This window comes from Streptomyces fildesensis (assembly GCF_016107395.1).
In the GTDB taxonomy this organism is placed as follows: Bacteria; Actinomycetota; Actinomycetes; order Streptomycetales; family Streptomycetaceae; genus Actinacidiphila; species Actinacidiphila fildesensis.
This window is the reverse complement of record NZ_JAAIKO010000068.1, coordinates 1-25,194: the sequence shown is the minus strand read 5'-3', so window position 1 is coordinate 25,194 and position 25,194 is coordinate 1. Positions and strand designations below refer to the sequence as shown.

24 protein-coding genes and 1 pseudogene are annotated in these 25,194 nt (G+C 70.4%); 18 read left to right on the top strand and 7 right to left on the bottom strand.

Annotated elements, in window-relative coordinates:
• Positions 1 to 85 precede the first annotated feature (85 nt).
• The 8 genes from C6N31_RS40100 (at position 86) to C6N31_RS40065 (ending at position 7,154) form a co-directional block, all read left to right on the top strand.
• Positions 86 to 730 (top strand): HAD family hydrolase, encoded by a 645-nt coding sequence (locus tag C6N31_RS40100; protein WP_138355120.1) that lies wholly within the window; start codon positions 86 to 88, stop codon positions 728 to 730.
• A gap of 55 nt (positions 731 to 785) precedes the next feature.
• Positions 786 to 1,985, top strand: a complete 1,200-nt coding sequence (locus C6N31_RS40095) for an MFS transporter (protein ID WP_187144971.1) — start codon at positions 786 to 788, stop codon at positions 1,983 to 1,985.
• Complete coding sequence (locus tag C6N31_RS40090; protein WP_138355121.1) at positions 1,954 to 3,129, top strand: acetoin utilization protein AcuC; 1,176 nt, start codon at positions 1,954 to 1,956, stop codon at positions 3,127 to 3,129. Before C6N31_RS40095 ends, C6N31_RS40090 begins: the two co-directional genes overlap by 32 nt.
• A 124-nt stretch (positions 3,130 to 3,253) precedes the next feature.
• The gene (locus tag C6N31_RS40085) at positions 3,254 to 4,069 is read left to right on the top strand and encodes a phosphatase (protein ID WP_138355193.1); all 816 of its coding nucleotides are present in this window, start codon (positions 3,254 to 3,256) and stop codon (positions 4,067 to 4,069) included.
• A 128-nt stretch (positions 4,070 to 4,197) separates the two neighbouring features.
• Entirely contained in the window at positions 4,198 to 4,410 is a 213-nt protein-coding gene (locus C6N31_RS40080) for a helix-turn-helix domain-containing protein (RefSeq protein ID WP_164297503.1), read from the top strand.
• Positions 4,376 to 4,624, top strand: coding sequence for a 30S ribosomal protein bS22 (locus C6N31_RS47085; RefSeq protein ID WP_438817447.1), 249 nt, complete (start codon positions 4,376 to 4,378; stop codon positions 4,622 to 4,624). The genes C6N31_RS40080 and C6N31_RS47085 overlap by 35 nt, the downstream gene beginning before the upstream one ends.
• Positions 4,625 to 4,857: 233 nt before the next feature.
• The gene (locus C6N31_RS40070; protein ID WP_164297505.1) at positions 4,858 to 5,901 is read left to right on the top strand and encodes an NAD-dependent epimerase/dehydratase family protein; all 1,044 of its coding nucleotides are present in this window, start codon (positions 4,858 to 4,860) and stop codon (positions 5,899 to 5,901) included.
• 26 nt (positions 5,902 to 5,927) lie between these two features.
• A complete protein-coding gene (locus C6N31_RS40065; protein ID WP_187144972.1) occupies positions 5,928 to 7,154 on the top strand; it encodes a lysophospholipid acyltransferase family protein in 1,227 nt (408 codons plus the stop codon).
• A 75-nt stretch (positions 7,155 to 7,229) separates the two neighbouring features.
• Here the strand turns inward: C6N31_RS40065 and C6N31_RS40060 are convergent, their stop codons facing one another.
• The 3 genes from C6N31_RS40060 to C6N31_RS40050 form a co-directional block, all read right to left on the bottom strand.
• A complete protein-coding gene (locus C6N31_RS40060; protein ID WP_138355124.1) occupies positions 7,230 to 8,462 on the bottom strand; it encodes a DUF5667 domain-containing protein in 1,233 nt (410 codons plus the stop codon).
• Between the two features lie 232 nt (positions 8,463 to 8,694).
• A complete protein-coding gene (locus tag C6N31_RS40055; RefSeq protein ID WP_138355125.1) occupies positions 8,695 to 9,489 on the bottom strand; it encodes an ECF subfamily RNA polymerase sigma factor, BldN family in 795 nt (264 codons plus the stop codon).
• 376 nt (positions 9,490 to 9,865) lie between these two features.
• Positions 9,866 to 10,786 carry an HAD family hydrolase gene (locus tag C6N31_RS40050; RefSeq protein ID WP_138355126.1) on the bottom strand — a complete coding sequence of 307 codons (921 nt, stop codon included), beginning with the start codon at positions 10,784 to 10,786 and terminating at the stop codon, positions 9,866 to 9,868.
• A gap of 128 nt (positions 10,787 to 10,914) precedes the next feature.
• On the opposite strand from C6N31_RS40050, the gene C6N31_RS40045 reads away from it, so the two are divergent.
• The 7 genes from C6N31_RS40045 to hemB all read left to right on the top strand — a co-directional run bounded on the left by C6N31_RS40045 (position 10,915) and on the right by hemB (position 18,117).
• Complete coding sequence (locus C6N31_RS40045) at positions 10,915 to 11,193, top strand: glutaredoxin family protein (RefSeq protein WP_138355127.1); 279 nt, start codon at positions 10,915 to 10,917, stop codon at positions 11,191 to 11,193.
• A 149-nt stretch (positions 11,194 to 11,342) separates the two neighbouring features.
• The gene (locus C6N31_RS40040) at positions 11,343 to 12,077 is read left to right on the top strand and encodes a 3'-5' exonuclease (RefSeq protein ID WP_164297511.1); all 735 of its coding nucleotides are present in this window, start codon (positions 11,343 to 11,345) and stop codon (positions 12,075 to 12,077) included.
• A gap of 132 nt (positions 12,078 to 12,209) precedes the next feature.
• Positions 12,210 to 12,920 carry a redox-sensing transcriptional repressor Rex gene (locus tag C6N31_RS40035; RefSeq protein ID WP_138355129.1) on the top strand — a complete coding sequence of 237 codons (711 nt, stop codon included), beginning with the start codon at positions 12,210 to 12,212 and terminating at the stop codon, positions 12,918 to 12,920.
• Positions 12,917 to 14,242, top strand: a complete 1,326-nt coding sequence (locus tag C6N31_RS40030) for a glutamyl-tRNA reductase (protein WP_138355130.1) — start codon at positions 12,917 to 12,919, stop codon at positions 14,240 to 14,242. The genes C6N31_RS40035 and C6N31_RS40030 overlap by 4 nt, the downstream gene beginning before the upstream one ends.
• Positions 14,239 to 15,228 carry a hydroxymethylbilane synthase gene (gene hemC, locus C6N31_RS40025; protein ID WP_138355131.1) on the top strand — a complete coding sequence of 330 codons (990 nt, stop codon included), beginning with the start codon at positions 14,239 to 14,241 and terminating at the stop codon, positions 15,226 to 15,228. The genes C6N31_RS40030 and hemC overlap by 4 nt, the downstream gene beginning before the upstream one ends.
• The gene (locus C6N31_RS40020) at positions 15,225 to 16,841 is read left to right on the top strand and encodes a bifunctional uroporphyrinogen-III C-methyltransferase/uroporphyrinogen-III synthase (RefSeq protein WP_138355132.1); all 1,617 of its coding nucleotides are present in this window, start codon (positions 15,225 to 15,227) and stop codon (positions 16,839 to 16,841) included. The genes hemC and C6N31_RS40020 overlap by 4 nt, the downstream gene beginning before the upstream one ends.
• 286 nt (positions 16,842 to 17,127) lie before the next feature.
• A complete protein-coding gene (gene hemB / locus C6N31_RS40015; RefSeq protein ID WP_138355133.1) occupies positions 17,128 to 18,117 on the top strand; it encodes a porphobilinogen synthase in 990 nt (329 codons plus the stop codon).
• Here hemB and C6N31_RS40010 read toward each other — a convergent pair.
• Positions 18,114 to 18,395: a DUF397 domain-containing protein gene (locus C6N31_RS40010; protein WP_138355134.1), complete on the bottom strand. Its 282-nt coding sequence runs from the start codon at positions 18,393 to 18,395 to the stop codon at positions 18,114 to 18,116. The two genes, hemB and C6N31_RS40010, sit on opposite strands and share 4 nt — an antisense overlap.
• A complete protein-coding gene (locus C6N31_RS40005; protein ID WP_187144973.1) occupies positions 18,392 to 19,216 on the bottom strand; it encodes a helix-turn-helix domain-containing protein in 825 nt (274 codons plus the stop codon). Before C6N31_RS40005 ends, C6N31_RS40010 begins: the two co-directional genes overlap by 4 nt.
• Before the next feature lie 175 nt (positions 19,217 to 19,391).
• On the opposite strand from C6N31_RS40005, the gene C6N31_RS45785 reads away from it, so the two are divergent.
• Together C6N31_RS45785 and C6N31_RS39995 are read left to right on the top strand one after the other, a co-directional pair.
• Positions 19,392 to 19,949, top strand: coding sequence for an ATP-binding protein (locus tag C6N31_RS45785; protein WP_307811595.1), 558 nt, complete (start codon positions 19,392 to 19,394; stop codon positions 19,947 to 19,949).
• 104 nt (positions 19,950 to 20,053) lie between these two features.
• The gene (locus C6N31_RS39995; protein WP_138355136.1) at positions 20,054 to 20,425 is read left to right on the top strand and encodes a hypothetical protein; all 372 of its coding nucleotides are present in this window, start codon (positions 20,054 to 20,056) and stop codon (positions 20,423 to 20,425) included.
• Positions 20,426 to 20,773: 348 nt separating this feature from the next.
• On the opposite strand, the gene argS is transcribed toward C6N31_RS39995, so the two are convergent.
• On the bottom strand, positions 20,774 to 22,534 hold the full coding sequence (argS, locus tag C6N31_RS39985; RefSeq protein WP_138355137.1) for an arginine--tRNA ligase: 1,761 nt from the start codon (positions 22,532 to 22,534) through the stop codon (positions 20,774 to 20,776).
• A gap of 162 nt (positions 22,535 to 22,696) precedes the next feature.
• Between argS and lysS the strand changes: the two genes are divergently transcribed.
• On the top strand, positions 22,697 to 24,448 hold the full coding sequence (gene lysS, locus C6N31_RS39980; RefSeq protein ID WP_198359443.1) for a lysine--tRNA ligase: 1,752 nt from the start codon (positions 22,697 to 22,699) through the stop codon (positions 24,446 to 24,448).
• A gap of 55 nt (positions 24,449 to 24,503) precedes the next feature.
• Here lysS and C6N31_RS39975 read toward each other — a convergent pair.
• A pseudogene (locus C6N31_RS39975) lies at positions 24,504 to 25,194 on the bottom strand (hypothetical protein); the annotation flags it as partial.

Genomic DNA, 25,194 nt, shown 5'->3' with positions numbered 1-25,194 from the left:
CGAACAATTTTTGAGAAGAAGCCCCCAGGCTATTGCCTGGGGGCTTCTTTGCGTTGTCGATACCGGCGTTCCCTACAGTGGTGCCATGCGCTACGACCTGATCATCTTCGACAACGACGGCGTCCTCGTGGACAGTGAGCCGATCTCCAACCGGATCCTCGCCGGCCATCTCACGGAACTCGGCCACCCCACGTCGTACGAGGAGTCGATCCGCGACTACATGGGCTCCGCGATGCACCGGGTCCACGAGCTGGTGTTGGAGCAGTCCGGGCAGAAGTTGCCGGCGGACTTCAACGACGTCTTCCATGCTCGGGTGTTCGAGGCGTTCCGGCGGGACCTCCAGCCGGTGCCCGGGGTCGGGGACGTCCTGGGGAAGCTGACGGCGGAGGGGGTGCCGTACTGTCTCGCCTCGTCGGGGAGCCATGAGCGGATCCGGGTGGCGCTGCACAAGACCGGGCTCTTCGAGCACTTCGGTGAGGAGCGCATCTTCAGCTCGCAGGACGTCGGGCGCGGGAAGCCGGCACCGGACCTCTTCCTGCACGCGGCACAGGTGATGGGAATCGCTCCCGGGCGGTGCGCGGTCGTCGAGGACAGCCCGCTGGGAGTGCAGGCGGCCGTGGCGGCCGGGATGGACGTGTACGGGTTCACCGCGATGACTCCCGTGGCCAAGCTCGGGGACGCCAATGCCCTGTTCAGCGAGATGCACGAGCTCCTGGATCTGATCGTCTAACTTGTGACCCGCAACACCTACTCATCCGTAGCTTCGGGATCTACGCTGCTCGCTCATGGACGCATCTCTGCGGCATGGCCGGGCCTCGCTGGCGGTCAGCTTCTTCAGCCAGGGCGTGGTTTTCGCTCTGCTCGTGACCCGTATCCCGGCGATCCAGGATCGCTACGGCATCAGTGACGGGCTGCTGCCGGTCTTCCTCGCCGCGGTGCCGATCCTGGCCGGGGCGGGCAGCGTTGCGACCGAGCACCTGGTGAAGCGGGTGCGGCCCAGTGTCGTACTGCGGTGGGTCCAGCCGTTGGTCGCGCTGGTCCTGGTCGCGGCGGGTTCCGGGAACGCCATGTGGCAGATAGCCGTGGCGCTGGGCCTGTTCGGCATCTGTGTCGGCGGGCTCGACGCCTCCATGAACATGCTGGGTGTGAGCCTGCAGCGCACCTACGGCCGGAGCATCATGCTCGGCTTCCACGCCGCCTACAGCCTCGGCGGCATCACCGGCGCCTCGCTGGCGTGGGCCGGGGCGCACTGGCATCTGTCGCTCGCGGTGCTCTACGCGCCGGTCGCCGTCGTGCTGATCCCGCTCGTTCTCATCGGGAGCCGCTGGTACGTGGACCAGCGGCCGGAACCGGTGGCCGAGGGCGCGGCGGCTCCCGTGGCGACACCCGTGGTGATGCGGCTGCTGCTGCCGCTCTGCCTGGTGATGGCCTTCGCGTACATCGGGGACTCGACGGTCTCCAACTGGAGCGCGAAGTACCTGCAGGACACGCTCGGGAGCTCGGAGCAGCTGTCCACCGTTCCGTACAACATCTACATGGTGACGACGCTGCTCGGCCGGGCGGCCGGGGACCTCGGGGTGCGGCGCTTCGGCGGGGCCGCCGTGGTGCGGGCCGGTACGGTGCTCGCCGCGGTCGGGTTCGGGGTGGTCGCGGCGGCGCCGGGCCCGTGGGCCGGGATGCTCGGGTTCACGCTGCTGGGGTTCGGGCTGTGCGTCATCGTGCCGACGACGTTCGCGGCGGCGGGACGGCTGTTCCCCGGCGCCTCGGACACGGCCATCGCGCGGCTGAACATCTTCAACTACGTCGGTTTCCTGATCGGCGCCCCGCTCGTGGGTGCGATCGGTGACGCGTGGAGCTACCGGGGCGCGATGCTGATCCCCATGGTGCTGGTGCTGGCGACTCTGCTCTATGCCAAGTCGTTCGACACCGGCGAGGCCCGATACCGTGTCGGCCATGAGCGGCCGCGCACAGCTGATGTGGGATGAGCAGGTAACAGGTTACGACTTCGGCCCCGGGCATCCGATGGACCCGGTGCGGCTGTCGCTCACGATGCGGCTGGTCGAGGCTTTCGGGCTGGACCAGGCGCTCAAGGTGACCTCCGCGCCGGCCGCCGGGGACTCCACGCTGGGGTTGGTGCACCGCGCCGACTACGTGGCCGCGGTGCGGCGGGTCTCCGCCGATCCGCACTCGGTGGAGCTGGACTACGGCCTCGGTACCGAGGACAACCCGGCCTTCGCGGGCATGCACCGGGCCTCCGCGCTGATCGCCGGGCAGTCCGTCGGGGCGGCCGAGGCGGTGTGGAGCGGTGACGTTGCTCACGCGGTGAACTTCGCCGGCGGCCTGCATCATGCGATGCCGGGCTCCGCCGCGGGCTTCTGCGTCTACAACGACGCGGCGCTGGCGGTGGCGCGGCTGCTGGAGCTCGGTGCGGAGCGCGTGGTCTACGTGGATGTCGATGTGCACCACGGGGACGGGGTGCAGGCCGTCTTCTGGGACGATCCACGCGTTCTGACGATCTCGCTGCACGAGCACCCGCGGACGCTGTTCCCGCAGACCGGCTGGCCGGAGGAGACCGGTGGCGCCGGCGCGGAGGGCGGGGCGGTGAACATCGCGCTGCCGGCCGGGACGGGCGACGCGGGGTGGCTGCGGGCGTTCCACGCCGTCGTACCGGAGCTGATCGCGGCCTTCCGGCCGCAGGTCGTCGTCTCGCAGCATGGCGCGGACACCCATTTCGAGGACCCGCTGGCGCATCTCGCGGTGAGTCTGGACGCGCAGCGCGCGGTCGCCGAGGCGTGTCACGAGCTGGCGCACGAGCACGCGGAGGGCCGCTGGGTGGCGCTCGGCGGGGGCGGCTACGCGGTGACGGACGTCGTACCGCGCTCCTGGACGCATCTGGTGGCGATCGCCGCGGGCACGCCGATCGATCCCGCCGCCGAGACGCCGGAGGCGTGGCGGCACGAGGTGTACCGGGCGGCGCGGGCCGTGGCGCCCGCGCGGATGACGGACGGCCGTCACCCGGTCGTCTGGCGGAGTTTCGAGGAGGCGGGGTACGACCCGGCGGACCGCCTCGACCAGGCGGTTCTGGCGACCCGGCGCGCGGTGTTCCCGCTGCACGGCCTGCTGGCCTGAGCCGGCCGAACGGGCGGGCAGGAGAAGCGAGCGGGATGGGTGGTATTGAGCACCAATCACCCGCAAGGGGTGCGTTTTCCGGTTTCGGGTGGATGACGGCGGCATGGACGGCAGTATCGAAGGCGTGCTGAGTGTCGGCGCGCTGCGCGCGCATCTGCTGGCGGCCCGGCTGGCCGGTCCCGTGGCGACGCCCCGGGAGAAAAGTCTGCTCAGTTATCGGATGTTCGCGGCACGCGATCCGCGCCAGACGCTCGGCCTCGACCCCGAAGGGGCGTGGGGTACCGCGGAGTTGTTGCGGCTGATGGCCGAAAGATGCGGGGTTTCCCCGGATCCCGGACACACTTCGGGGCAGGATGTGATCGACCCCGACTGCACGGTGGCGGCACTCGACGCTTTTGCGGAACGATTGGCGCGGGCGGCTGTTGACCGGGTTCCGGTGCTGATCGGAACAGGTCATCCGCACCGACTCCTGGGCTTCTACGCCGGATTGGCTGCCGCGTTGTCGGCGGCGGGATGTCCTGTCCTCACCTCCGCGCATGGTCGACGTATCGACATTCTGACCCGATTCGGGCTACGCCAGCACAACCTTTGGTACGTAGGCGGAGTCGCGATGGTCCGCACCGTGGACGCGCTCCCCACCTCGGGTGAGCCCGGGGCGCACACGCACTCCCCCCTCCCGGTTCGTACCGCACTGGCCGCCGCGGCCGGCCGTGGGGGGCAGCTGCCGGGACTGGTGGTCGGTGATCACGGGTGGGTCTGCGGGGCTGGTCAGCTGGGCATCGAGGCGATCGGGCTGGCGGACGCCGACGATCCGGCGGTCTTCGTGGCCGAGGCGGAGGGGCGGGTTTCCGTCGCCGTTCCGCTTGATGACGCTGTGCGGTCCGATTACTACCGGCCGCTTACACGCTATGTACTCAATCGAGCGTGTCTGTCACAGTAGTCAACCGATCGCAACTCCTCTTCCCCACTTGCATCACCCGCACCTAATCTGGGGAGGAGCGCACGTGCCTGCTGGAGTCACCGGAGGGGAAGCCGGTGGCCGTCATGTGCGGAAGGTTCAGGTGTGTCATGGCTGCTAGCGACAGGCCTCTCAACGAGGTCGTTTTCCTGACTGTGGCGGAGGTCGCCTCAGTGATGCGTGTGTCCAAGATGACCGTGTACCGACTGGTACACAGCGGCCATCTGCCGGCGATCCGGGTGGGCAGGTCCTTCCGGGTGCCAGAACAAGCCGTCCACGACTATCTGCGTGAGTCCTACGTGGGGGTGGGGGAATCTGCTTGACGGCCTTCTCGGTCGCCTCGGTTCTACCCGCCCCCTCGGGGCGGGTAGGCTTGGCCGACGTAGGTCGTGTGGGCTCGGACGCCCCGCACCGAGTGAAAACGAAGCGAGGGTAGTCGTGGGCTCTGTCATCAAGAAGCGGCGCAAGCGTATGGCCAAGAAGAAGCACCGCAAGCTGCTGAAGCGTACGCGTGTGCAGCGTCGCAACAAGAAGTAAGCGAGCCACTCGCTGCACTTCCTGCCCTCCCACCACCGTGCTCCGCACGGCGGTGGGAGGGCAGCTGCGTTTCCGGGGTACCTCGGCTACCCGGGGGTAGCCGAAGGGGCGGGGCGCCCGCCGTACGGGGGGCGTTCCGGTGCGGCCGCCGTGGCCAACGGCCCGGAGGCCGTCATCACAGCGCAACATCGAACCGATACGGTGCGTACATCCCTGACGGAAGGCGCTGAATCGTGGGCAAGGTGGTGCTCGTCACCGGAGTCGCGCGAAAGCTCGGCAGCCGGTTCGTCCGCCGGATCCAGCATGATCCGGAGGTCGACCGGGTGATCGGCGTGGACGCCGAGGTGCCCGAGCACCAGCTGGGCAACGCGGAATTCGTCAGGGCGGACATCCGGCACCCGATGATCGCCAAGGTGCTGGCCCAGCACGCCGTCGACACCGTCGTCCATATGGACGTCAGCGGCACCCCGCTGGGCTCCGGCGGCCGGGCGCAGGTCAAGGAGACCAACGTCATCGGCACGATGCAGCTGCTGGGGGCGTGCCAGAAGGCCCCGACGGTGCGCCGCCTCGTGGTGAAGTCGACGACCAGCGTCTACGGCTCCGCGCCCCGCGACCCGGCGGTGTTCACCGAGACCATGCCGCCGAAGTCACTGCCCAGCGGTGGCTTCGCCAAGGACGCGGTCGAGGTCGAGGGCTATGTGCGCGGCTTCGCGCGCCGCCGGCCGGACGTGGCGGTGGCCGTCCTGCGGTTCGCCAACATCCTCGGCCCGCAGGCCGACTCCCCGCTCGCGGAGTACTTCTCGCTGCCGGCGCTGCCGACCGTGTTCGGCTACGACCCGCGGCTGCAGTTCGTGCATGAGGACGATGTGACCGACGTACTGGTCCTCGCCTCCCTCGACGCCCGCCGCGGGACGCTCAACAGCGGCACGTTCAACATCGCGGGCGACGGCGTCCTGCTGCTGTCGCAGACCGCCAGGCGGCTCGGCCGCCCCACCGTCCCGGTGCTGCTGCCCGCCGTCACCTGGGTCGGACAGATGCTGCGCACGGCGGGGGTCACCGACTTCTCGCCGGAACAGATCCGGCTGCTGACGCACGGCAGAGTGGTGGACACCACACAGATGCGTGAGACGCTCGGTTTTGCGCCGCGCTACACGACGGCCGAGACCTTCTGCGACTTCGCCCGCAGCCGTGGCCCCGGCCTGCTGCCGCCCGACCGGCTCGCCCGCACGGTCGACGCGATCGCCGCCGCACTTCCCGCGGGCGCCAACCGGACGTGAGAGCACCGACGAGGAGGAGCCGCAGCATGGCGGACGCCAAGGTCATCCCGTTCGACGAGGACACCCGTGCCCGTCGGGGGCCGGGTCGGCCGCGCGGACGGGCGGGGTCCCGCAAGAAGAACGAAGGGGCCGCGTCGGCGACACCGCTGTCCGCCGTCCCGGCGGAGTTCCCGAACGAACCGGCCGGCGCACCGGAGCCGCGCGCTCCGCGCGACGACGCCGACCCCGCGGGCGCTCCCGCGACCGCCCCTGAGGGCGTGCAGCAGGGCCAGGACGGCCCCGCGGGCGACCCGGGGGCAACGGGAGGCACCGGAGTCGCCGACGGCGGTGGCGCGCCGCGCACGGCGCCCGCCTCGGGAGTCGCCGAGGCCCTGGCCGACGCGCTCGGCGGTGCGGCCGAGCGGCTGATGGGCGCCCGCTGGGACCGGAAGGTCGCGCACGGGCTGTCGTTCCTGCGGCGCCGGATCACCGGCGACTACGAGGTCGACGAGTTCGGTTACGACGAGCAGCTCACCGACCAGGTGCTCATGTCGGTGCTCCGGCCGTTCTTCGACCAGTACTTCCGGGTCGAGGTCAAGGGCATCGAGAACATCCCGGCCGAGGGCGGGGCCCTGGTGGTCGCGAACCACTCCGGGACGTTGCCGCTGGACGGGCTGATGGCGCAGGTCGCCGTCCACGACCACCACCCGGCCGGCCGGCATCTGCGGCTGCTCGCCGCCGACCTGGTCTTCGTGCTGCCCGTGGTGAACGAGCTGGCCCGCAAGGCGGGCCACACGCTGGCCTGCACCGAAGACGCGCAGCTGCTGCTGGAGCGCGGTGAGGTCGTCGGGGTGATGCCGGAGGGCTTCAAGGGTCTCGGCAAGCCCTTCGCCGACCGCTACAAGCTGCAGCGCTTCGGGCGCGGCGGCTTCGTCGCGACGGCGCTGAAGACCGGGGCGCCGATCATTCCGTGCTCGATCGTGGGCGCGGAGGAGATCTACCCCATGGTCGGCAACTCCAAGACGCTGGCACGGCTGCTGGGCGTGCCGTACTTCCCGGTCACACCGACGTTCCCCTGGCTGGGGCCGCTGGGCCTGGTGCCGCTGCCGACGAAGTGGACGATCCAGTTCGGCGAGCCGATCAGGACCGACCACTACCCGCCGGAGGCGGCGGAGGACCCGATGCTGGTCTTCAACCTGACGGACCAGGTCCGGGAGACCATCCAGCACACGCTGTACAAGCTGCTGGTGCAGCGGCGGTCCGTGTTCTTCTGAGTTCTCGCGGGACGTCAAAGGGGTGGGTCCTGGCCGATGGCCAGGACCCACCCCTTTCACCTGCACGACCGCCGGTTACTCCTTGGCGTCCTCCGCCCCGAGGCCGAGGCCCGGGAGCAGGCCGGGGAGCAGCGGGGGCAGGTTGACGGACGGCGGCGTGGAGGCCGCCGGATCGGACGGGTTCTCGCCGCCGGTGCCCGGTGACGGGGGCAGCAGTCCGTCCGTACCGCCGAGCAGATGGTCCTTGCCGGCGCCGGCGCTCGGGCTGTCGGTGGTGCCCGGTGTGCCGCTGTGGCCTTCCGCGGTGGCGGGGGCGTGCGGCGCCGGCGTCGCTGTGCCGCTGTGACCGGTACCGACCGAGCCGGGTTTGCCGGCCTGACGGTGCGCGGGGCCTTCGCTGCCCTGGGGTTTGGGGAGCTTGCCGGCCAGCGGCGCGACATCGTGCTCTATGGCGTCGAAGACCGACGTGACCTGGCTGCTCACATCACCGAGCTGGCTGGGCAGCCGGTCGCGCAGCTGGCTCCAGCCTTCGCGGTGCGAGGCGTTGAACTCGTTCAGCAGCTCCATCGGCTGCAGCGAGCCGTCGCGCTGGTACGCCTCGGTGAGCAGCCGGTGGCCTTCCGCGGCCTCCTGGTGCATACCGGAGAGCGCCCGGCGGACCTCGCCGACCGATTCGCTGTCGAGCTCGCCGGAGCGACCCCGCTCCATGAGGCGCCGGGCCTCCTGCATGCGGGTCGCGGCCATGTCCAGATAGACGCTTCCCCGGGAGGCGTCGTTGTTGGCCATGTCCAGCTTGAGATCCTCCATGCCCCGTTTGAGGCCGTAGAGGGTGTCCCCTGGCAGTGCGTTCGTACTGGCCGCCGCGACGCCGCCGAGGGCCCCGGCCGCGACGCCCACGGAGAGCCCGCCGGCGGCGAGCCGGCGGGACCAGCGGGATCGTGGCCTGAGCTTCCCGAGCCCGGTGGCGCGGTGCGCGCCGCCGGTGCGTTGCTCGGGGACCTTGGGGGAGACCTCAAGGCTGCCGTCGGCAAGCGCGGTCTCCATCGCGGCGATCAGTTGGGCACGTTGCACCGTCTTCGCCTCGGCGCTCAGCACCGGCGGCTGCCGGTTGCCGATGGCGCCGACCAGTGCCAGCAGCCGCCCCTGATCGGGGTCGGCGTGCCGGTCCGTGGCATGGGCGCCGTGTTCGCCGGTGGGCTCCTGGGGTGCGCTGTCGGAGTTCCGGGGGTCTTTCCCCGGAAAACCGGCAGTCTCAAGGGCCTGGGCGAAGGCGTTCGCCCGACGGTGTGCCGTTGCTTGTCCGATCATGGGCGGCACCTCCTCTCGTCATCCACACTCGACTCCCGAAGCCGCCCGGAAGGTTGCATTCCTTGTTTCTGTCCACCCAATCGAGTGACTGGAAGCGGCCAGAGCGCGGCAGAGAGGTGTCTGCATGTGGTGCAACGAGCGCCGCGCCAGTTGGGTTACGCGGTCATGATGATCGGACCGGAGCGGCCGGAAAAAAGGCCGGAGAGGGTGGGGAAAAAGGGACAACTCAGTCTCACCGGGCGTCTTCGGGGAGAAGCCTGGCCAGGGTTCGCACGGCTCGGTACTGAAGGGTCTTGATCGCCCCTTCGTTCTTGCCCATGATGCGTGCGGTCTCGGCGACCGACAGGCCCTGCAGGAAGCGCAGCGTCACGCACTCCTGCTGCTGGGGGTTGAGCTTCCTGACGGCGACGAGAAGCGCCTCGTTGGACAGCGATTCCAGCACCGAGTCCTCGGGGCTGCGCTCGACCTCGTTGGCGTCGAGCATCTCGCCGGTGGTGACCTCGAGCCGGAAGCGGCTGGACTTGAAGTGGTCGGCGACCAGGTTGCGGGCGATGGTGACGAGCCACGCGCCGAAGTCGCGGCCCTGCCAGGTGAAGGTGCCGATCCGGCGCAGGGCGCGCAGGAACGTCTCACTGGTCAGGTCCTCGGCGGTCGCCTTGCCGCCGACGCGGTAGTAGATGTAGCGGTAGACGGTGTCGGAGTAGTGGTCGTAGAGCCGGCCGAAGGCCTCGGTCTCGCCGGCCTGGGCCCGCTCGACGAGGTCCATCATCCGGCCGCTGTCACTGTCCGCGGCGGGACGTCGAGCGGTGGGGCCTCCGGCAGCGTTGCTGCCCGAGCCGCTCTGCGGGTTGTTCCGGGTGCGTCTGCCTGCGGCGGTGCTGACTTCGGCCAGTGCGTACGCGGGGCCGGCGGGAAAGGGCGTGGCGAGGGCGGGCTCGGCGAACGCGGGGACGACACGCAGGCAGTCGTTCACCAATGCGCGCAGCGTTGCCAGGCCGGAGGTGTCAACCCCGTCGTGTGGGTACACGGGACTCCCAGAGGCAGAACTTCCATCACGTGCAGTACGGGACCGTGCACCCGCCGTGGTCGACGTGTGGGTTCCGATTGCGTCTGAGGAGAATAACGCTTCGTACAGGCGGCGCTACACCGTGTTGCCTAAATCGCCGGTTACGTCGGTTCCTTGGTGCATTGGTGATCGATCAATTATCGAACACTGAACCGAAGTTGACCGCATCTGTTCGTGAATTGCTCGCGGGGAGTGCGTGTTGTGGCTGTGTGGCAGTGCTGCGACTGCGGTGGGTCCAGAGGGGGGTACGACGGGCCGTCGGCGTGCCGGATCTAGGGCGTGTTGCGGAAAGTGGCGCCGTTCGCCCGTGGGCCAGGCGGGACTTTCGCAACACGCCTTAGCGGCGGCGTCGGTGGATCGCGACCGCGGCGACCGCGCCACCCGCGACGGCGCCGACCCCGGCCGCGGCCGGGATGCCGATCTTCGCGGCCTTGCGGCCGGTGCGGTAGTCGCGCAGCCGCCAGCCGTGGGCGCGGGCGTGCTTGCGCAGCCGGGTGTCGGGGTTGATCGCGTACGGGTGTCCGACCAGCGACAGCATCGGGATGTCGTTCGCCGAGTCGCTGTACGCGGCGCAGCGGGACAGCTGAAGTCCCTCGGCGCCGGCGAGCGCCCGGACCGCCTCGGCCTTGGACGGGCCGTGCAGCGGTTCTCCGACCAGCCGGCCGGTGTAGACACCGCCGACGGATTCGGCGACGGTGCCCAGCGCGCCGGTCAGGCCGAGCCGGCGGGCGATGATCGTCGCGGTCTCCACGGGCGCGGCCGTGACCAGCCAGACCCGCTGGCCCGCGTCGAGGTGGGCCTGGGCGAGTGCCCGGGTGCCCGGCCAGATCTTCTCGGCCATGTACTCGTCGTAGATCTCCTCGCCGATCGCCATGAGCTCCTCGACGCGGTGCCCCTTGACGATCGACAGCGCGCTGTCCCGCGCGTCCTGCATGTGCTCGGGGTCCTCGGACCCGGCGAGCCGGAACCAGGCCTGCTGCCAGGCGAAGCGGGCGAGCTCGCGCTTGTGGAAGAACTTCCGCTTGTACAGGCCGCGGCCGAAGTGGAAGATCGCGGCGCCCTGCATCACGGTGTTGTCGAGGTCGAAGAAGGCGGCGGCGTGCGGATCCCCCACGACGGGGAACTCGGGCGCGGCGGATTCCTTCTCCGCTTCCTTCTCCGGCGCCGCGAGTGCGGCCTCGGCCGCGGCCTCGCCTGCCAGCACGCTGCGCGCGGTGGCGGAGCGCCTACGGGGGGTGAGCCATTGCAGAGCGGCCATGCGGCGAGCATAGCCATTTTGTTCGGCCGGTCCTTGCCGCGTAAGGAGCGAAGGCGTGAACTCCTCGCGACGTACGTGTTACCCGCCGGCCGGCTGCGCCGGTGGCGGTCGGGGGCACAATGTCTCGAATGAGTCCTCTCCTGCGCCGTAGCGCCCGCAAGGATCCCGCCGACCGCACCGTGACGCTGATCGGCAAGCCCGGCTGCCATCTGTGCGACGACGCCCGTGCCGTGATCGAGAAGGTCGCGGGGGAGCTCGGTTCCCGGGTCGAGGAACGGGACATCACGCAGGACGAGGAGCTGTACCGCAAGTACTGGGAGCAGATTCCGGTGGTGCTGGTCGACGGCGAGCAGCACGACTTCTGGCGGGTCGACGAGCAGCGGCTGCGTACCGCGCTCACCGGCTGAGGCCGGGTCGACACGGATCCGGCTGCGTCGCAGGTGGGAGGCGTTCCTGGCCGACGGGTGATTTGAGCGCGTTACTCGTGGTGCGCGTATTCGATTACCATCGAGTTCGTTTTGTACACCCGGGGGCTAGGCGTGAGGAGTGTGGGCGCGTGCTCTCCGGACGGTTCCAGGGGTCTGGCGGCTATGCCGTCGTGGACCTGGAGGCCACCGGGTCCAGTTCACGACGGCACCGGGTGATCGAGGTGGCGGTCGTGCTGCTCGACCGGGAGTGCGTCCCGCAGGGTGAGTTCAGCACGTTGATCGATCCCGAGGGGCCGGTCGGCCCGACCCACATCCATGGCATCGAGGGGCCCGACCTCGGCGGTGCCCCGACGTTCGCGGGCATCGCGCCGAAACTGCTGGGGCTGCTGCGCGGCAGGGTGCTGGTGGGGCACAACGTGGGCTGTGACCGGGCATTCCTGGTCGCGGAGTACGCGCGGCTCGGGGTGACGCTGCCGGCCGTGCCGGAGTTGTGCACCATGCGGATGGCCATCTCCCGGGTGCCCGCTCCGCGCGGATTCTCGCTGGGGGCTTGCGTAGCGGACGCCGGACTGGGTGACTGGGCGGCGCACACGGCGCTGGGTGACGCGCGGGCCACCGCGCGGCTGTTCGCCCATTACGCGGCGGACGCACCGGACCGGGCCGGCGTGCCCGGAGCGGTGGAGGCGGCGGCGGGAGTGGAGTGGCCGGTGATCGCGCATATGCCGGAGGCCGACGCGCTCTGGCTGGGGCGGCGTTCCGTTGATCGTCCGGTGGTTCGGTCGGCGGAAATACCGAACGACCCGAAGGGGTGGAACGATTCGGCACAGCAAATGGTTCCTAATGTCCGGAATGGGAGTGCGTGATGCCGGTCACTTCCCCTGGACAAAGCGGACACTATCTTTGTGCACGCGTTCACAAAGACATAGCCTGGCAAGCACGGGGCGGCCCCGGGGACTGTGGTCCCTGGACGTCTACGCTCTATCCGCAGGAGCATCGTGGCAACTAGCCGTTCTCACCGACCGGCGACCCGCAGCCGAGGTATCCCCGAGGCCACCGTCGCCAGGCTTCCGCTGTACCTGCGGGCTCTCACCACGCTCTCCGAGCGTTCGGTGCCCACGGTGTCGTCGGAGGAACTCGCGACCGCCGCGGGCGTCAACTCCGCGAAGCTGCGCAAGGACTTCTCCTACCTGGGCTCCTACGGGACCCGCGGCGTCGGCTACGACGTCGAGTACCTCGTCTACCAGATCTCCCGTGAGCTGGGCCTCACCCAGGACTGGCCGGTAGTGATCGTCGGTATCGGTAACCTCGGCGCCGCGCTCGCCAACTACGGCGGCTTCGCCTCCCGCGGTTTCCGCGTCGCGGCCCTCATGGACGCCGACGCCGCCCTCGCCGGGAAGCTGGTGGCCGGACTCCCGGTCCGGCACATCGACGAGCTGGAAGCGATCGTCGAGGACAACCAGGTGTCGATCGGTGTCATCGCGACCCCGGCCGGCGCCGCGCAGGAGGTCTGCGACCGCCTCGTCACCGCGGGCGTCACCTCCATCCTGAACTTCGCGCCGACCGTGCTGCAGGTCCCCGAGGGCGTCGACGTCCGCAAGGTCGACCTCTCCATCGAGCTGCAGATCCTCGCGTTCCACGAGCAGCGCAAGGCCGGCGAGCAGGGCCAGGGCCCGGACGGGGACGTGCCCGCCGTGATGCCGGCATGAGTGTTCTCGTCGTCGGCCTGAGCCACCGCAGCGCCCCGGTCAGCTTGCTGGAGCGGGCCGCGCTCACGGATGAGGCCAAGGCCAAGCTGCTGCAGGACGCGCTGGCCGCCGAGCCCGCGACCGAAGCGGCGGTGCTCGCCACCTGCAACCGCATCGAGCTGTACGCGGACGTGGACAAGTTCCACGCGGGCGTCGCCGAGCTGTCGATGCTGCTGTCGCTGCACAGCGGCGTCGGCCTCGAAGAGCTCACTCCCTATCTTTATGTGCACTACGAGGACCGGGCGGTCCACCATCTGTTCTCGGTCGCCTGCGGCCTGGACTCCATGGTGGTCGGCGAGGGCCAGATCCTCGGCCAGATCAAGGACGCGCTCGCCCTCGGCCAGGAGCTGCACACCGCGGGACGGCTGCTCAACGACCTGTTCCAGCAGGCCCTGCGGGTCGGTAAGCGCGCCCACAGCGAGACCGGCATCGACCGGGCCGGGCAGTCCCTCGTCACCTTCGGCCTCGACCAACTGGCCGCCACCACCGGCCCGCTGGCCGGCAAGCGCGTGCTGGTGGTCGGCGCGGGCTCGATGTCCTCGCTCGCCGCCGCGACCCTGGCCCGCGCGGGCGTCACCGAACTCGTCATCGCCAACCGCACCGCCGACCGCGCGGAGCGGCTCGCGGCGCAGCTCGGCGGCCGGGCCGCCGACTTCGACGCCGTCGCCGGCGAACTGGCCTCGGCCGACCTCGTCGTGTCGTGTACCGGCGCGACCGGGCTGGTCCTGGACCATGCCACCGTCGCCGCCGCCGTCGCCACCCGCACCGCGACCGGCGCCGACGCCGCACCGCTGGCCCTGCTCGACCTGGCCATGCCGCGCGACGTCGACGCCGCCGTGCACGGCCTCGAAGGCGCTCACCTGGTCGACATAGAGTCGCTCGCCGAGGCCTCCGCGGACGCCCCGATGGCCGCCGACGTCGACGAGGTCCGCAAGATCGTCGCCGCCGAGGTCGGTGCCTTCGGCGCCGCCCAGCGCGCCGCCCGCATCACCCCCACCGTCGTCGCGCTGCGCGCGATGGCCGCCGACGTCGTCACCGGTGAACTCACCCGGCTCGACGGCCGGCTCCCCGACCTGGACGACAAGCTGCGCTCGGAGATCACCCAGACCGTGCGCCGCGTCGTCGACAAGCTCCTGCACGCGCCCACCGTGCGGGTCAAGCAGCTCGCGGGCGAACCCGGCGGCGCCGGGTACGCCGACGCGCTGCGTGAACTCTTCGACCTCGACCCGCAGGCGGTCGCCGCCGTCAGCAGGGCCGACGACCCGAATCGAGGGCGGCCATGAACGGCCCCACCGCATTGAAACTGGGCACCCGGCGCAGCAAGCTGGCCATGGCGCAGTCCGGCATGGTGGCGGAGCAGGTGCGCCAGCTGACCGGCCGGCCGGTCGAACTCGTCGAGATCACCACGTTCGGGGATGTCTCCCGCGAGCAGCTCGCGCAGATCGGCGGCACCGGAGTCTTCGTCTCCGCGCTGCGGGACGCGCTGCTCGCCGGTGAGATCGACTTCGCCGTGCACTCGCTCAAGGACCTGCCGACGACTCCCGCCGAGGGCCTCACGCTCGCCGCGATCCCGGTCCGCGAGGACCCGCGCGACGCGCTCGTGGCCCGCGATGGGCTGACGTTCGAGGAGCTCGTGGCGGCCGCCGCCGCGCTGGGCCGGCCGGCCCGCGTCGGCACCGGATCGCCGCGCAGGATGGCACAGTTGAACGCCTGGGCCCGCAGCCTGGGCGGAGCGGTCGAGACGGTGCCGATCCGTGGCAACGTCGACACCCGCATCGGCTTCGTCACCTCTGGCGAACTCGACGCCGTCGTCCTGGCCGCCGCCGGGCTCAGCCGTCTCGGCCGCCTCGCCGAGGCGACCCAGCTGATCCCCGTCGAAGCCGTCCTGCCCGCCCCCGGACAGGGGGCGCTGGCCGTCGAATGTGCCGCCGGTAACGCGGCGGGACCGGCACTGGCCGCACAGCTCGCGGAGCTCGACGACCCGTTCACCCGGGCCGCCGTCACCGCGGAACGATCACTGCTCGCCGCCCTTGAGGCCGGCTGCTCCGCCCCTGTGGGCGCGCTCGCCGACCTGGTGGCCGACGGGCAGATTTCCGAGCTGCGCCTGCGGGGGGTCGTCGGCACGACCGACGGCACCCAGCTGGTGCAGATGTCCATCACTGGTGCAACCCCTGAGTCCGCGGATGACGCCGCGGTTCTCGGTCGCGAACTCGCGGCCGAGATGCTCGCCAAGGGCGCAGCCGGTCTTATGGGGGAGCGCGTACTTTGAGCCCCACCGCCGTCAATCACTCCGGCCTCGGCCACGTCACCTTCCTCGGTGCCGGGCCCGGTGATCCCGGGCTGTTGACCCTGCGCGCCGTCGAGGCGCTGGCTCATGCCGACATGCTGGTCGGCGAGCCGCACGTGCTGGAGGTCGTGCGTACGCACGCCCGAGCAGATGTGGGCACGGCTGAACCAGCGGTAGGCGAGGGCGCGTTGGACGCCTCCGCTGCCGCCACCCAGCTTGTCATGACGTCCGCACGCACCGGCAAGCGGGTCGTCCGTGCGGTAGCGGGTGATCCCGGCCTGGACAACTGCACGGCGAGCGAGATGCTCGCCTGCGCGGCGGCCGGCATCCCCTTCGAGGTCGTACCGGGCGTCTCCGCGGCGATGGGCGTACCCGCCTACGCCGGGGTCCCGCTCAGCGCCGACGTCCGTTTCGTCGACGCCGCCACCGCGTCCGACCGCTGCTGGAGCGAGGTCGGGGCGAGCGATGCCACGCTGGTCCTCACCACCACGCTGCAGACCGTGGTCGCCACCGCCGCCGAACTGATGGCGGCGGGCCGCAAGCCCGACACCCCGCTGTCGGTCACGGTCGCCGGTACGACGACCCGGCAGCGCACGTGGACCGCGACACTGGCCACGATCGCCTCCGAGCTCAAGGCCACCAAGGCCCTGCCGACCCCGGAGGGCCCGATCGCGGCGATAGCCGTGGTGGGCCAGCGCAGTCTCCAGCGCGCCCAGCTGTCCTGGTTCGAGACCAAGCCGCTGTTCGGCTGGCGCGTCCTGGTGCCGCGCACCAAGGAGCAGGCCGCCTCGCTGTCGGACCAGCTGCGCTCGTACGGCGCGGTCCCGCACGAGGTGCCGACGATCGCCGTCGAGCCGCCGCGCACCCCGCAGCAGATGGAGCGGGCCGTGAAGGGCCTGGTCACCGGACGCTACGAATGGATCGCCTTCACCTCCGTGAACGCGGTCAAGGCGGTGCGGGAGAAGTTCGAGGAGTACGGGCTCGATGCCCGCGCCTTCGCGGGGATCAAGGTCGCAGCGGTCGGCGAGCAGACCGCCCAGTCGCTGGTCGAGTTCGGCGTGAAGCCGGATCTCGTGCCGAGCGGTGAGCAGTCCGCGGCCGGACTGCTGGAGGACTGGCCGCCGTACGATCCGGTCTTCGACCCGATCGACCGGGTCTTCCTGCCGCGCGCCGACATCGCCACGGAGACGCTGGTGGCGGGCTTGGTGGAGCTCGGGTGGGAGGTTGACGACGTCACCGCCTACCGGACGGTGCGCGCCTCGCCTCCGCCTGCGGATACTCGGGAAGCGATCAAGGGCGGCGGGTTCGACGCGGTGCTCTTCACGTCGTCGTCGACGGTGCGGAATCTGGTGGGGATCGCCGGTAAGCCGCACAACGTGACCGTGATCGCCTGTATCGGGCCGGCCACGGCGAAGACCGCCGAGGAGCACGGGCTGCGGGTCGACGTGATGTCGCCGGAGCCGTCCGTGCATGCGTTGGCGCAGGCGCTGGCCGATTTCGGTACGGCGCGGCGGGTGGCGGCGGAGGACGCGGGCGATCCTGTGACGCGGCCCAGCGAGCGGCGGCCGGGGTCGCGGCGGCGGGCGCGCGTCTGACGCGTTTTTTTGGGACGAGGGGTACGGTGCGGTCCGCTCTGACAGGGCGGGGCCGCGCCGGGGTATCTCCTCGGACGACGAACGCTCGTGTCCGTTGCAAGGTGACGGCCCGATTCGTTCGTCGTCCTGCGGGGACACCCCGCCACGTCCCCTCCGGTCGGTGGGTGGGTGTGCCCCACGTCCCCCCTCCGTTCGCTCCGGCCGACTTTTAGTCGGGAAGAGCATGCTGGGACCAGGCGTAGCGTGGACGTCTGGAATGGCTCCGGTGTTGGAGGAAGGCACGGACATGACTGGCTACGGTGATTTTCCCGGAGCGCGCCCCCGCAGGCTGCGCACCAGTCCGGCGATGCGGCGCCTGGTCGCCGAGACCCGGCTGAACCCCGCTGAGCTGATCCTGCCGATGTTCGTCCGTGAGGGCATCAGTGAGCCGGTGGCGGTCTCCTCCATGCCCGGCGTGTTCCAGCACACCCGCGACACGCTCCGTAAGGCGGCCCTGGAGGCGGCCGAGGCGGGCGTCGGCGGGATCATGCTGTTCGGTGTGCCGGCGGTGAAGGACGCGCTCGGCACGCAGGGCACCGAGCCGGACGGCATTCTCCAGGTCGCCATCCGTGACGTGGTGGGTGAGGTCGGGGACGCGGTGGTGGTGATGTCCGACCTGTGTCTGGACGAATTCACCGACCACGGCCATTGCGGGGTGCTCGACGCGCAGGGCCGGGTCGACAACGACGCGACGCTGGAGCGCTACGCCGAGATGGCGCAGGTGCAGGCCGACGCGGGCGTTCATGTGGTGGGGCCGTCCGGGATGATGGACGGTCAGGTCGGCATCGTGCGCGACGCGTTGGACGCGGTCGGGTTCGAGGACGTGTCCATCCTGGCGTACACGGCGAAGTACGCGTCGGCCTTCTACGGGCCCTTCCGCGAGGCCGTCGACTCGTCGCTGACCGGCGACCGCAAGACCTATCAGCAGGACCCGGCGAACTTCCGCGAGTCGCTGCGCGAGCTGGCGCTCGACCTGGCGGAGGGCGCCGACATGGTGATGGTCAAGCCCGCGCTGCCGTATCTGGACGTGCTGCGGAAGGTCGCCGACACGGTCGACGTACCCGTGGCGGCCTACCAGGTCAGCGGCGAGTTCGCGATGGTCGAGGCGGCGGCGGCGAACGGCTGGATCGACCGCGACCGCACCATCATGGAGACCCTGACGTGCGTGCGGCGGGCGGGCGCGAACATGATCCTCACGTACTGGGCGACCGAGGTCGCCCAGAAGCTTTCGCGCTAGCGCTGGGCCGAGTGGCTTGCCGCGAAGGCGGCGAAGTCCGCCCAGGCGGCGGGCGTGAACGTGAGCGCGGGTCCGTCCGGGTCCTTGGAGTCCCGGACGTGGACTGCGGCCGGGTGGGCGGCGACTTCTACGCAGTTGCCGCCCTCGTCGCTGCTGTGACTGGACTTGCGCCAGGCGTAGGCGATCTCGACGCAGTTGCCGCCTTCTTCACTGCTGTAGCTGGATGTGAACCACGTCAGGTTGTTGGTGGCGGAGGTGGTGGTCGGTGCGCCGTTCATGCGTCTCCTAGCAGCCGATCCAGCAGGCTCCTGGTGTCCTCAGGATTGAGAGCCTGGGTTCGCAGCATCGCATATTTCCGAGCGAGGATGCTGACCTCATCGGGGTTGGAGACCAGGTGACTGCCGCGCTGGGCCTCGGTGTAGGCGAGGTGGTCGTGGTCGGGTGTCTCCAACAGGACGAAGGGGCCCGCGAGCGCGGCATGGGTTCTGCGGCCGAACGGCATCACCTGGAGCGAGGCACCGGGGAGGTCCGTCAACTCCCCTAACCACCGAAGCTGTTCGCGGAACACCGCTGCACTTCCCAGCCGGTCCATGAGAACGGCCTCGGAGATGATGAAGCTGGCGCTCGGTGGGTCTGTGCGGTGCAGGACCGCCTGACGTTCGATCCGCGACGTGACGCGTTCCTCGATCGCATCCTCACTGAGCGAGGGGACGTTGCTCCGGAAGGTCGCGCGGGCGTAGTCCTCGGTCTGGAGCAGCCCGGGCAGAACCTGGTTCTCGTATGACGAGAGGGTGATGGCCTCCCGCTCGTACGTGATGAACTCCGCCGCCCAGACCGGGTACTTGTCCCGCTCCGGCAGGTGTTCCACCGCTACCGCGAGGGCGCCCTTGGTGTCGAGGGCGCGGTCCATGTCGGTGGCGAGGTCGGGTTGGAGGGCGCGTCTGCCCTGTTCGATGGAGGCGATGGTCTCCTCGTGGACGATGAGGCGCTCGGCCAGTTCTCGTTGGGTGAGTCCGGCGACCTTGCGGAACATGGCCACCTGGGCGCCCACGAGCCGCAGTGCGGACGCGTTCTTCTTCGGCTTCTGCCAGGGGTGCATGGTGACCAACTCCCCACCCGGGTCCGTACGTGACCGGCGACGCGCCCGTACGCGCGATCCGTACGGGTTGACGCTCTGGTCCACCGTAGTCACTGAGCGCAACCCTTGCCGCATGAACGACGACATCCGACCGACCGGTTCCCGTGCGTGTTTCTACCCACGTGAGAGGCGATCCGTGCCCGCTGCACGGGAGTTCGCCCGGCAGGCCCTGGTGGGGTGGGGACTCGGGGAGCTCGCGGACGCGGTGTTGCTCTGCGTGAGCGAACTGGCCACCAACGCACTCCTGCACGGCGTCCCCGCCGGACGCGGGTTCCTGCTCCACCTCGCCGTCACCGGTGACGGTCCGCTGCGCATCGAGGTCCACGACAGCGGGGATGGTCACCCGCACCTCGTTCCGGACTCCGGCGCGGGCTGCGAGTCGGGGCGCGGGCTGCTGCTGGTGCAGGCGCTCTCCGAGAAGTGGGGCGAGGCCCTGCGGGAGCCCGGCAAGATCGTCTGGTGCGAGTTCGCGTGCGGCGATGCCGAGGCCGTAGAGACGCAGTTCGCCGGGATCGACCGGGTGATCGTCGAGGCCACGGCGGGGGCAGATGTGCTTCCGGCGCTGCCCGGGGTCTCGGACGATCAGCTCACGGAGGCGGAGCGGCGTGAAGTACGGGATGCCATGGAACTGATCTACGGGTGCGAAGACCTTCCGGAACTCGACGCACAGGACGTACACGTGGTGCCCGTCTGAGCCCGGGCCGGGCCCTGCCGGGTTGCCGGTGAAACGGTGCCACGGGAACCGGCCGGGCGAGGCAGTATGGAGACGCCACCCGAGCCGAAGGAGACGAGCCGACCATGAGCGCAGAACGAGCGAGCAGCCCCGGTCAGGTGCCGCAACCAGCCGCTACGCCCGAGGCGCTCCGTTCGGCTCTGGCGATAGTGGCTCCTGTCCGGCTTCCTGCGTTCGACCAGGAAAGAATCGCCGCCACCGACGCGGCCCGTGCCGCTGTCTCAGCCGCGCCGCTGCGGCGTTTTGTCGAGCAGTGGGCCGTGTACGTCGCGATCGAGCGGCACCCCGACCGCGCGGCAAGACTGCGCGAGCTGGAAGCGCGGGCAGCGACCGTGGATGACCTTGACGAGGCCCGCCGCGTGGCCGCTGAAGTAGGCGCGATCCTTGCCACTGCTGCGATCGAGGCCGGGCTCGACCGGGGCGAGGACGGCACATGAGCGACGGTGACGGATGGCGGTGGGACTACGTTCCCGACGAGCAACTGACCAATGGCGTGCCCGCGCACGTCGTGGCCGAGGCCGAGCACATCGCGGCCGAGCTGTAGCCCTCGCCGGGTTGGCTATTGACGTCAGCGATCTGGGATCCGGGCCCCGGCCAGGTCAGCCCGGCGGCGTTCGCAGGTTCGAGCTGGCGAGCGGGGGATGGGTGGATGTGCTCGTGCTGCCTCGGTCCTGCCTGGTGGCGATCGTGCTGATCATGCCGCCCGTCCAGCACCTGTAGCCCTGCAAACACGGCAGCGCCCGGCCCTCCACACGGGGGCCGGGCGCTGCCGTGGCGGACAGAACCTAGAGCTGCTCGGGGGTGTGGATGCCCAGCAGCGTCATTCCCTGGCGCAGCGTGCGGCCGGTCAGGGTGCAGAGGAAGAGCCGGTTCTCGCGGACGTCCGCGGGGGTCTCGGGCTTGAGGACCGGGCACTGCTCGTAGAACGTCGCGAAGGCCGAGGAGACCGCGTAGAGGTAGGACGCCAGCTTGTGCGGCTCGTAGGTGTCCGCGACACCCGCGAGGGCGTCACCGAACTCGTCCAGCAGCAGGCCCAGCGCGCGCTCGGCCGGGGCCAGCGGCAGCTCCGGGCGGGCGACGGCCCGGGCTTCTCCGGCCTTGCGGAGAATGGACTGGGTCCGGGCGAACGCGTACTGGATGTACACGCTCGTGTCGCCGGTCAGGGACACCATCCGGTCCAGGTCGAAGACGTAGTCGCGGCCCAGGGACGTCGACAGGTCCGCGTACTTGACCGCGCCGATGCCGACCTCGGCGCCGCGTTCCGCGACCTCCTCGTCGGAGAGCTCCTCGTTCTTCTCCCGCACGACGACGGCGGCCCGCTCGACGGCCTCGTCGAGCAGGTCGACCAGCCGGACGGTCTCACCCTCACGGGTCTTGAACGGCTTGCCGTCCTTGCCCAGCACCGTGCCGAACGGCAGGTGCTTGACGGTGACCTCTTCGGTGAGCCAGCCGGCCCGCCGGGCGGTCTCGAAGACCATGCGGAAGTGCAGCGCCTGCCGGGCGTCCACCACGTAGAGGAGGGTGTCGGCCTTCAGGTTGCCGGTCCGGTCGCGGATCGCCGACAGGTCGGTGGCCGCGTAGCCGAAGCCGCCGTCCGCCTTCTGCACGATGAGCGGGACCGGCTCGCCGTCCTTGCCCTTGATCTCGTCGAAGAAGACGCAGAGCGCGCCGTTGGAGCGCACCGCGACGCCGGTGTCCTCGAGGATCCGGCAGGTCTCGACGAGCATGTCGTTGTACGCGGACTCGCCGACGATGTCGTCGTCCTGGATCGCGATGTCCAGCTTGTTGTAGACCGAGTAGAAGTAGATCTTCGACTCGTCGACGAACCGCTGCCAGAGCGCCAGCGTCTCCGGCTCCCCGGCCTGCAGGTCCACGACCCGCTTGCGGGACCGGTCCTTGAACGCCTCGTCGGCGTCGAAGAGCGTCCTGGCTGCCTTGTACGTCCGGTTGAGGCGGGACATCGACGCCTCGCCGTCGGTGTCGGCGGGGGAGTGGTCCAGCTCGTGCGGGTGCTCGATCAGGTACTGGATGAGCATGCCGAACTGGGTGCCCCAGTCGCCGATGTGGTGCCGGCGGATCACCGTCTCGCCCTCGAACTCCAGGATCCTGGCGATGGCGTCACCGATGACGGACGACCGCAGATGGCCGACGTGCATCTCCTTGGCCACGTTCGGCTGGGCGTAGTCGATCACCGTGGTGCCGGGGTCCGCGGTCAGCGGCACGCCGAGCCGGTCGTCGGCGGCGCGGGCGGCCAGCGTCGTGGTGATCGCCGCGTCGGAGATGGTGATGTTGAGGAAGCCGGGGCCCGACACCTCGATCTCGGAGATCAGCTCGTCGGTGGGCAGACCGGCGACGACCTGGGCCGCGAGCTCCCGCGGGTTCGCCTTGTTCTTCTTCGCCAGGCCCAGCACACCGTTGGCCTGGAAATCGGCCCGGTCGCTTCGGCGCAGCAGCGGGTCGGCATCGACGGCCGACGGCACGGCGGCCGCCAGGGCGGCCGAGACACGCTGCTGGACAGAGGCGGAAAGGGATGCGACCGAGGCCATGGGGTGGGTGCCATTCCGGTTGGGGGAGTGGGAAACCCTTCGAGTATCCCACGGGAGCGCATCCCCTTTTCGGTCCCTGAATCCGGCTGATCGCGAGCCGCGGGCGAGCCGCCGGTAATCCGTGCGCGACGCCGCATTGCGGTCTGTGAGAATGGGTGCGACATGCTGTCGAGGAAGGAAGTGCCGATCGTGGCTCAGAGCCCCGAGACCGACTGGGTCTCCCGTTTCGCGGACGAGGTCATTGCCGAGGCGGACCGTCGCGCCCCCGGCAAACCGATCGTCTGCGCATCGGGTCTCAGCCCGTCCGGCCCGATCCACCTCGGCAACCTGCGCGAGGTCATGACGCCGCACCTGGTGGCCGACGAGATCCGCCGCCGCGGTCGTGAGTGCGTCCACATCATCTCGTGGGACGACTACGACCGGTTCCGCAAGGTGCCCAACGGCATCGACCCGTCCTGGTCCGAGCACATCGGCAAGCCGCTGACCGCGGTCCCGGCGCCGGCGGGCAGCGAGTACGGCAGCTGGGCCGAGCACTTCAAGGCGCCGATGATCGCCGCGCTCGGCGAGCTGGGCATCGAGTTCCACGGCATCAGCCAGACCGAGCAGTACACGGCCGGCGCCTACCGCGAGCAGATCCTCTTCGCCATGCGCGAGCGTGCCGCCATCGACGCGATCCTCGACCGGTACCGGACGAAGGACAAGCCGGCGACCGGCAAGAAGCCGCAGCAGAAGCAGCAGAAGCCGCTCGACGAGGCCGAGGTCGAAGCCGCCGCGGGCTCCGGCGCGGCCGACGAGGACGACGGCACCGGCGGCGCGGGCTACTACCCGTACAAGCCGTACTGCTCGGTCTGCAACAAGGACCTCACCACGGTCACGTCCTACGACGACGAGACCACCGAGCTCTCCTACACCTGCGCCTGCGGCCACGCCGAGTCCGTGAAGCTCTCCGAGCACAACCGCGGCAAGCTGGTCTGGAAGGTCGACTGGCCGATGCGCTGGGCGTACGAAGGCGTGATCTTCGAGCCTTCGGGCGTCGACCACTCCTCGCCGGGCTCCTCCTTCGTCGTCGGCGGTCAGATCGTCCGCGAGATCTTCGGCGGTGAGCAGCCCATCGGCCCGATGTACGCCTTCGTCGGCATCAGCGGCATGGCCAAGATGAGCAGCTCGGCCGGCGGCGTCCCCACGCCGTCCGACGCGCTGGAGATCATGGAGGCGCCGCTGGTGCGCTGGCTCTACGCCCGCCGCCGCCCCAACCAGTCGTTCAAGATCGCCTTCGACCAGGAGATCCAGCGCACCTACGACGAGTGGGACGCGCTGGAGCGCAAGATCGCCGACGGCTCGGTGCAGGCCGCCGACGCCGCCGCGTACAGCCGCGCGACCCGCACCGCCGCCGGTGAGCTGCCGAGGACGCCGCACCCGCTGCCGTACCGGACGCTCGCCTCCGTCGTCGACATCACCACCGGCGACGAGGAGCAGACGCTGCGCATCCTGCGCGACCTCGACCCCGCCAACCCCGTCACCTCGCTCGACGCCACCCGGCCGCGGCTCGACCGCGCACAGGCGTGGATCACCACCCACGTCCCCGCCGACCAGCGCACCCGGGTCCGCACCGAGCCGGACACCGAGACCCTCGGCGCGCTCCCGGCCACCGACCGGGCCGCGCTCGACCTGCTCATCGACGGACTCGACGACCACTGGTCGCTGGACGGCCTGACGACCCTCGTCTACGCCGTGCCGAAGCTCCAGGCCGGCCTGGACGCCGACGCCAAGCCCACGCCCGAACTCAAGGTCGCGCAGCGCTCGTTCTTCGCGCTGCTCTACCAGCTGCTCGTCGGCCGGGACACCGGCCCCCGGCTGCCCACCCTGCTGCTCGCGGTGGGCGCGGACCGCGTCCGTACGCTGCTGGGCGCCTGACGATCACAACGATCCCCCGGTTGCCGGATTCTCCGGCGGCCGGGGGATCAGGCGTTTACGGGACCTGTTCCGAGTCCCACTCGGTCCGGTACTGCGACTCGAACTCCGTCAGATAGCGGCGCAGCGTCCCCTCGCTGAGCGGGCCGCCGGTGCGTCCCGTGACGCCGTAGTTCTCCAGCAGATAGCGGCCGAACTGACGCGGGTTGGGAAACTCGTTGACCTCGACGACATAGCGGCGGAACGCCCCGTAGTACTGCTCCTCGCGCGGCACGTCGGGCTCGATGTGCGGCGGGCGGTGCAGGGCGGGTTCCGCTTCCGGCTCCGGGTCGGGTTCGGGCTCGGGGTCCGGTTCCGGGATGTAGCTGTTGACGTTCACGGAGCCGTAGCCATTGGCGAGGGTACGGACGCGGCCGGGGGAGACAGGGACCATCGGGCGGCCGTCGGACCCCGGTGCCGGCTCCGGTACGGGTTCGGGTGCGGGCGCCGGTATTCGAGCGCGTGCGGGCTCCCGGACCGGCTCCTGCCGGGCCACGGGCCGCGGCGCGGGCTCCGGCTGCGCCTGCCGCTGCTGCTGTGGTTCCGGCTGAAGCTGCTCCTGCTCCCGCTGTTCCTGCTGGGCGGCCGGGTGCACCGTCTCCAGGGCCAGGGCGGCCACGGGTACGGGCGGCTGGGCCGGTACCGGTTCCTGGACGGTGATGCCGGCGGCGGCGAGGCCGAGGGTGGCGGTTTCGGCGAGGGGGATGCCG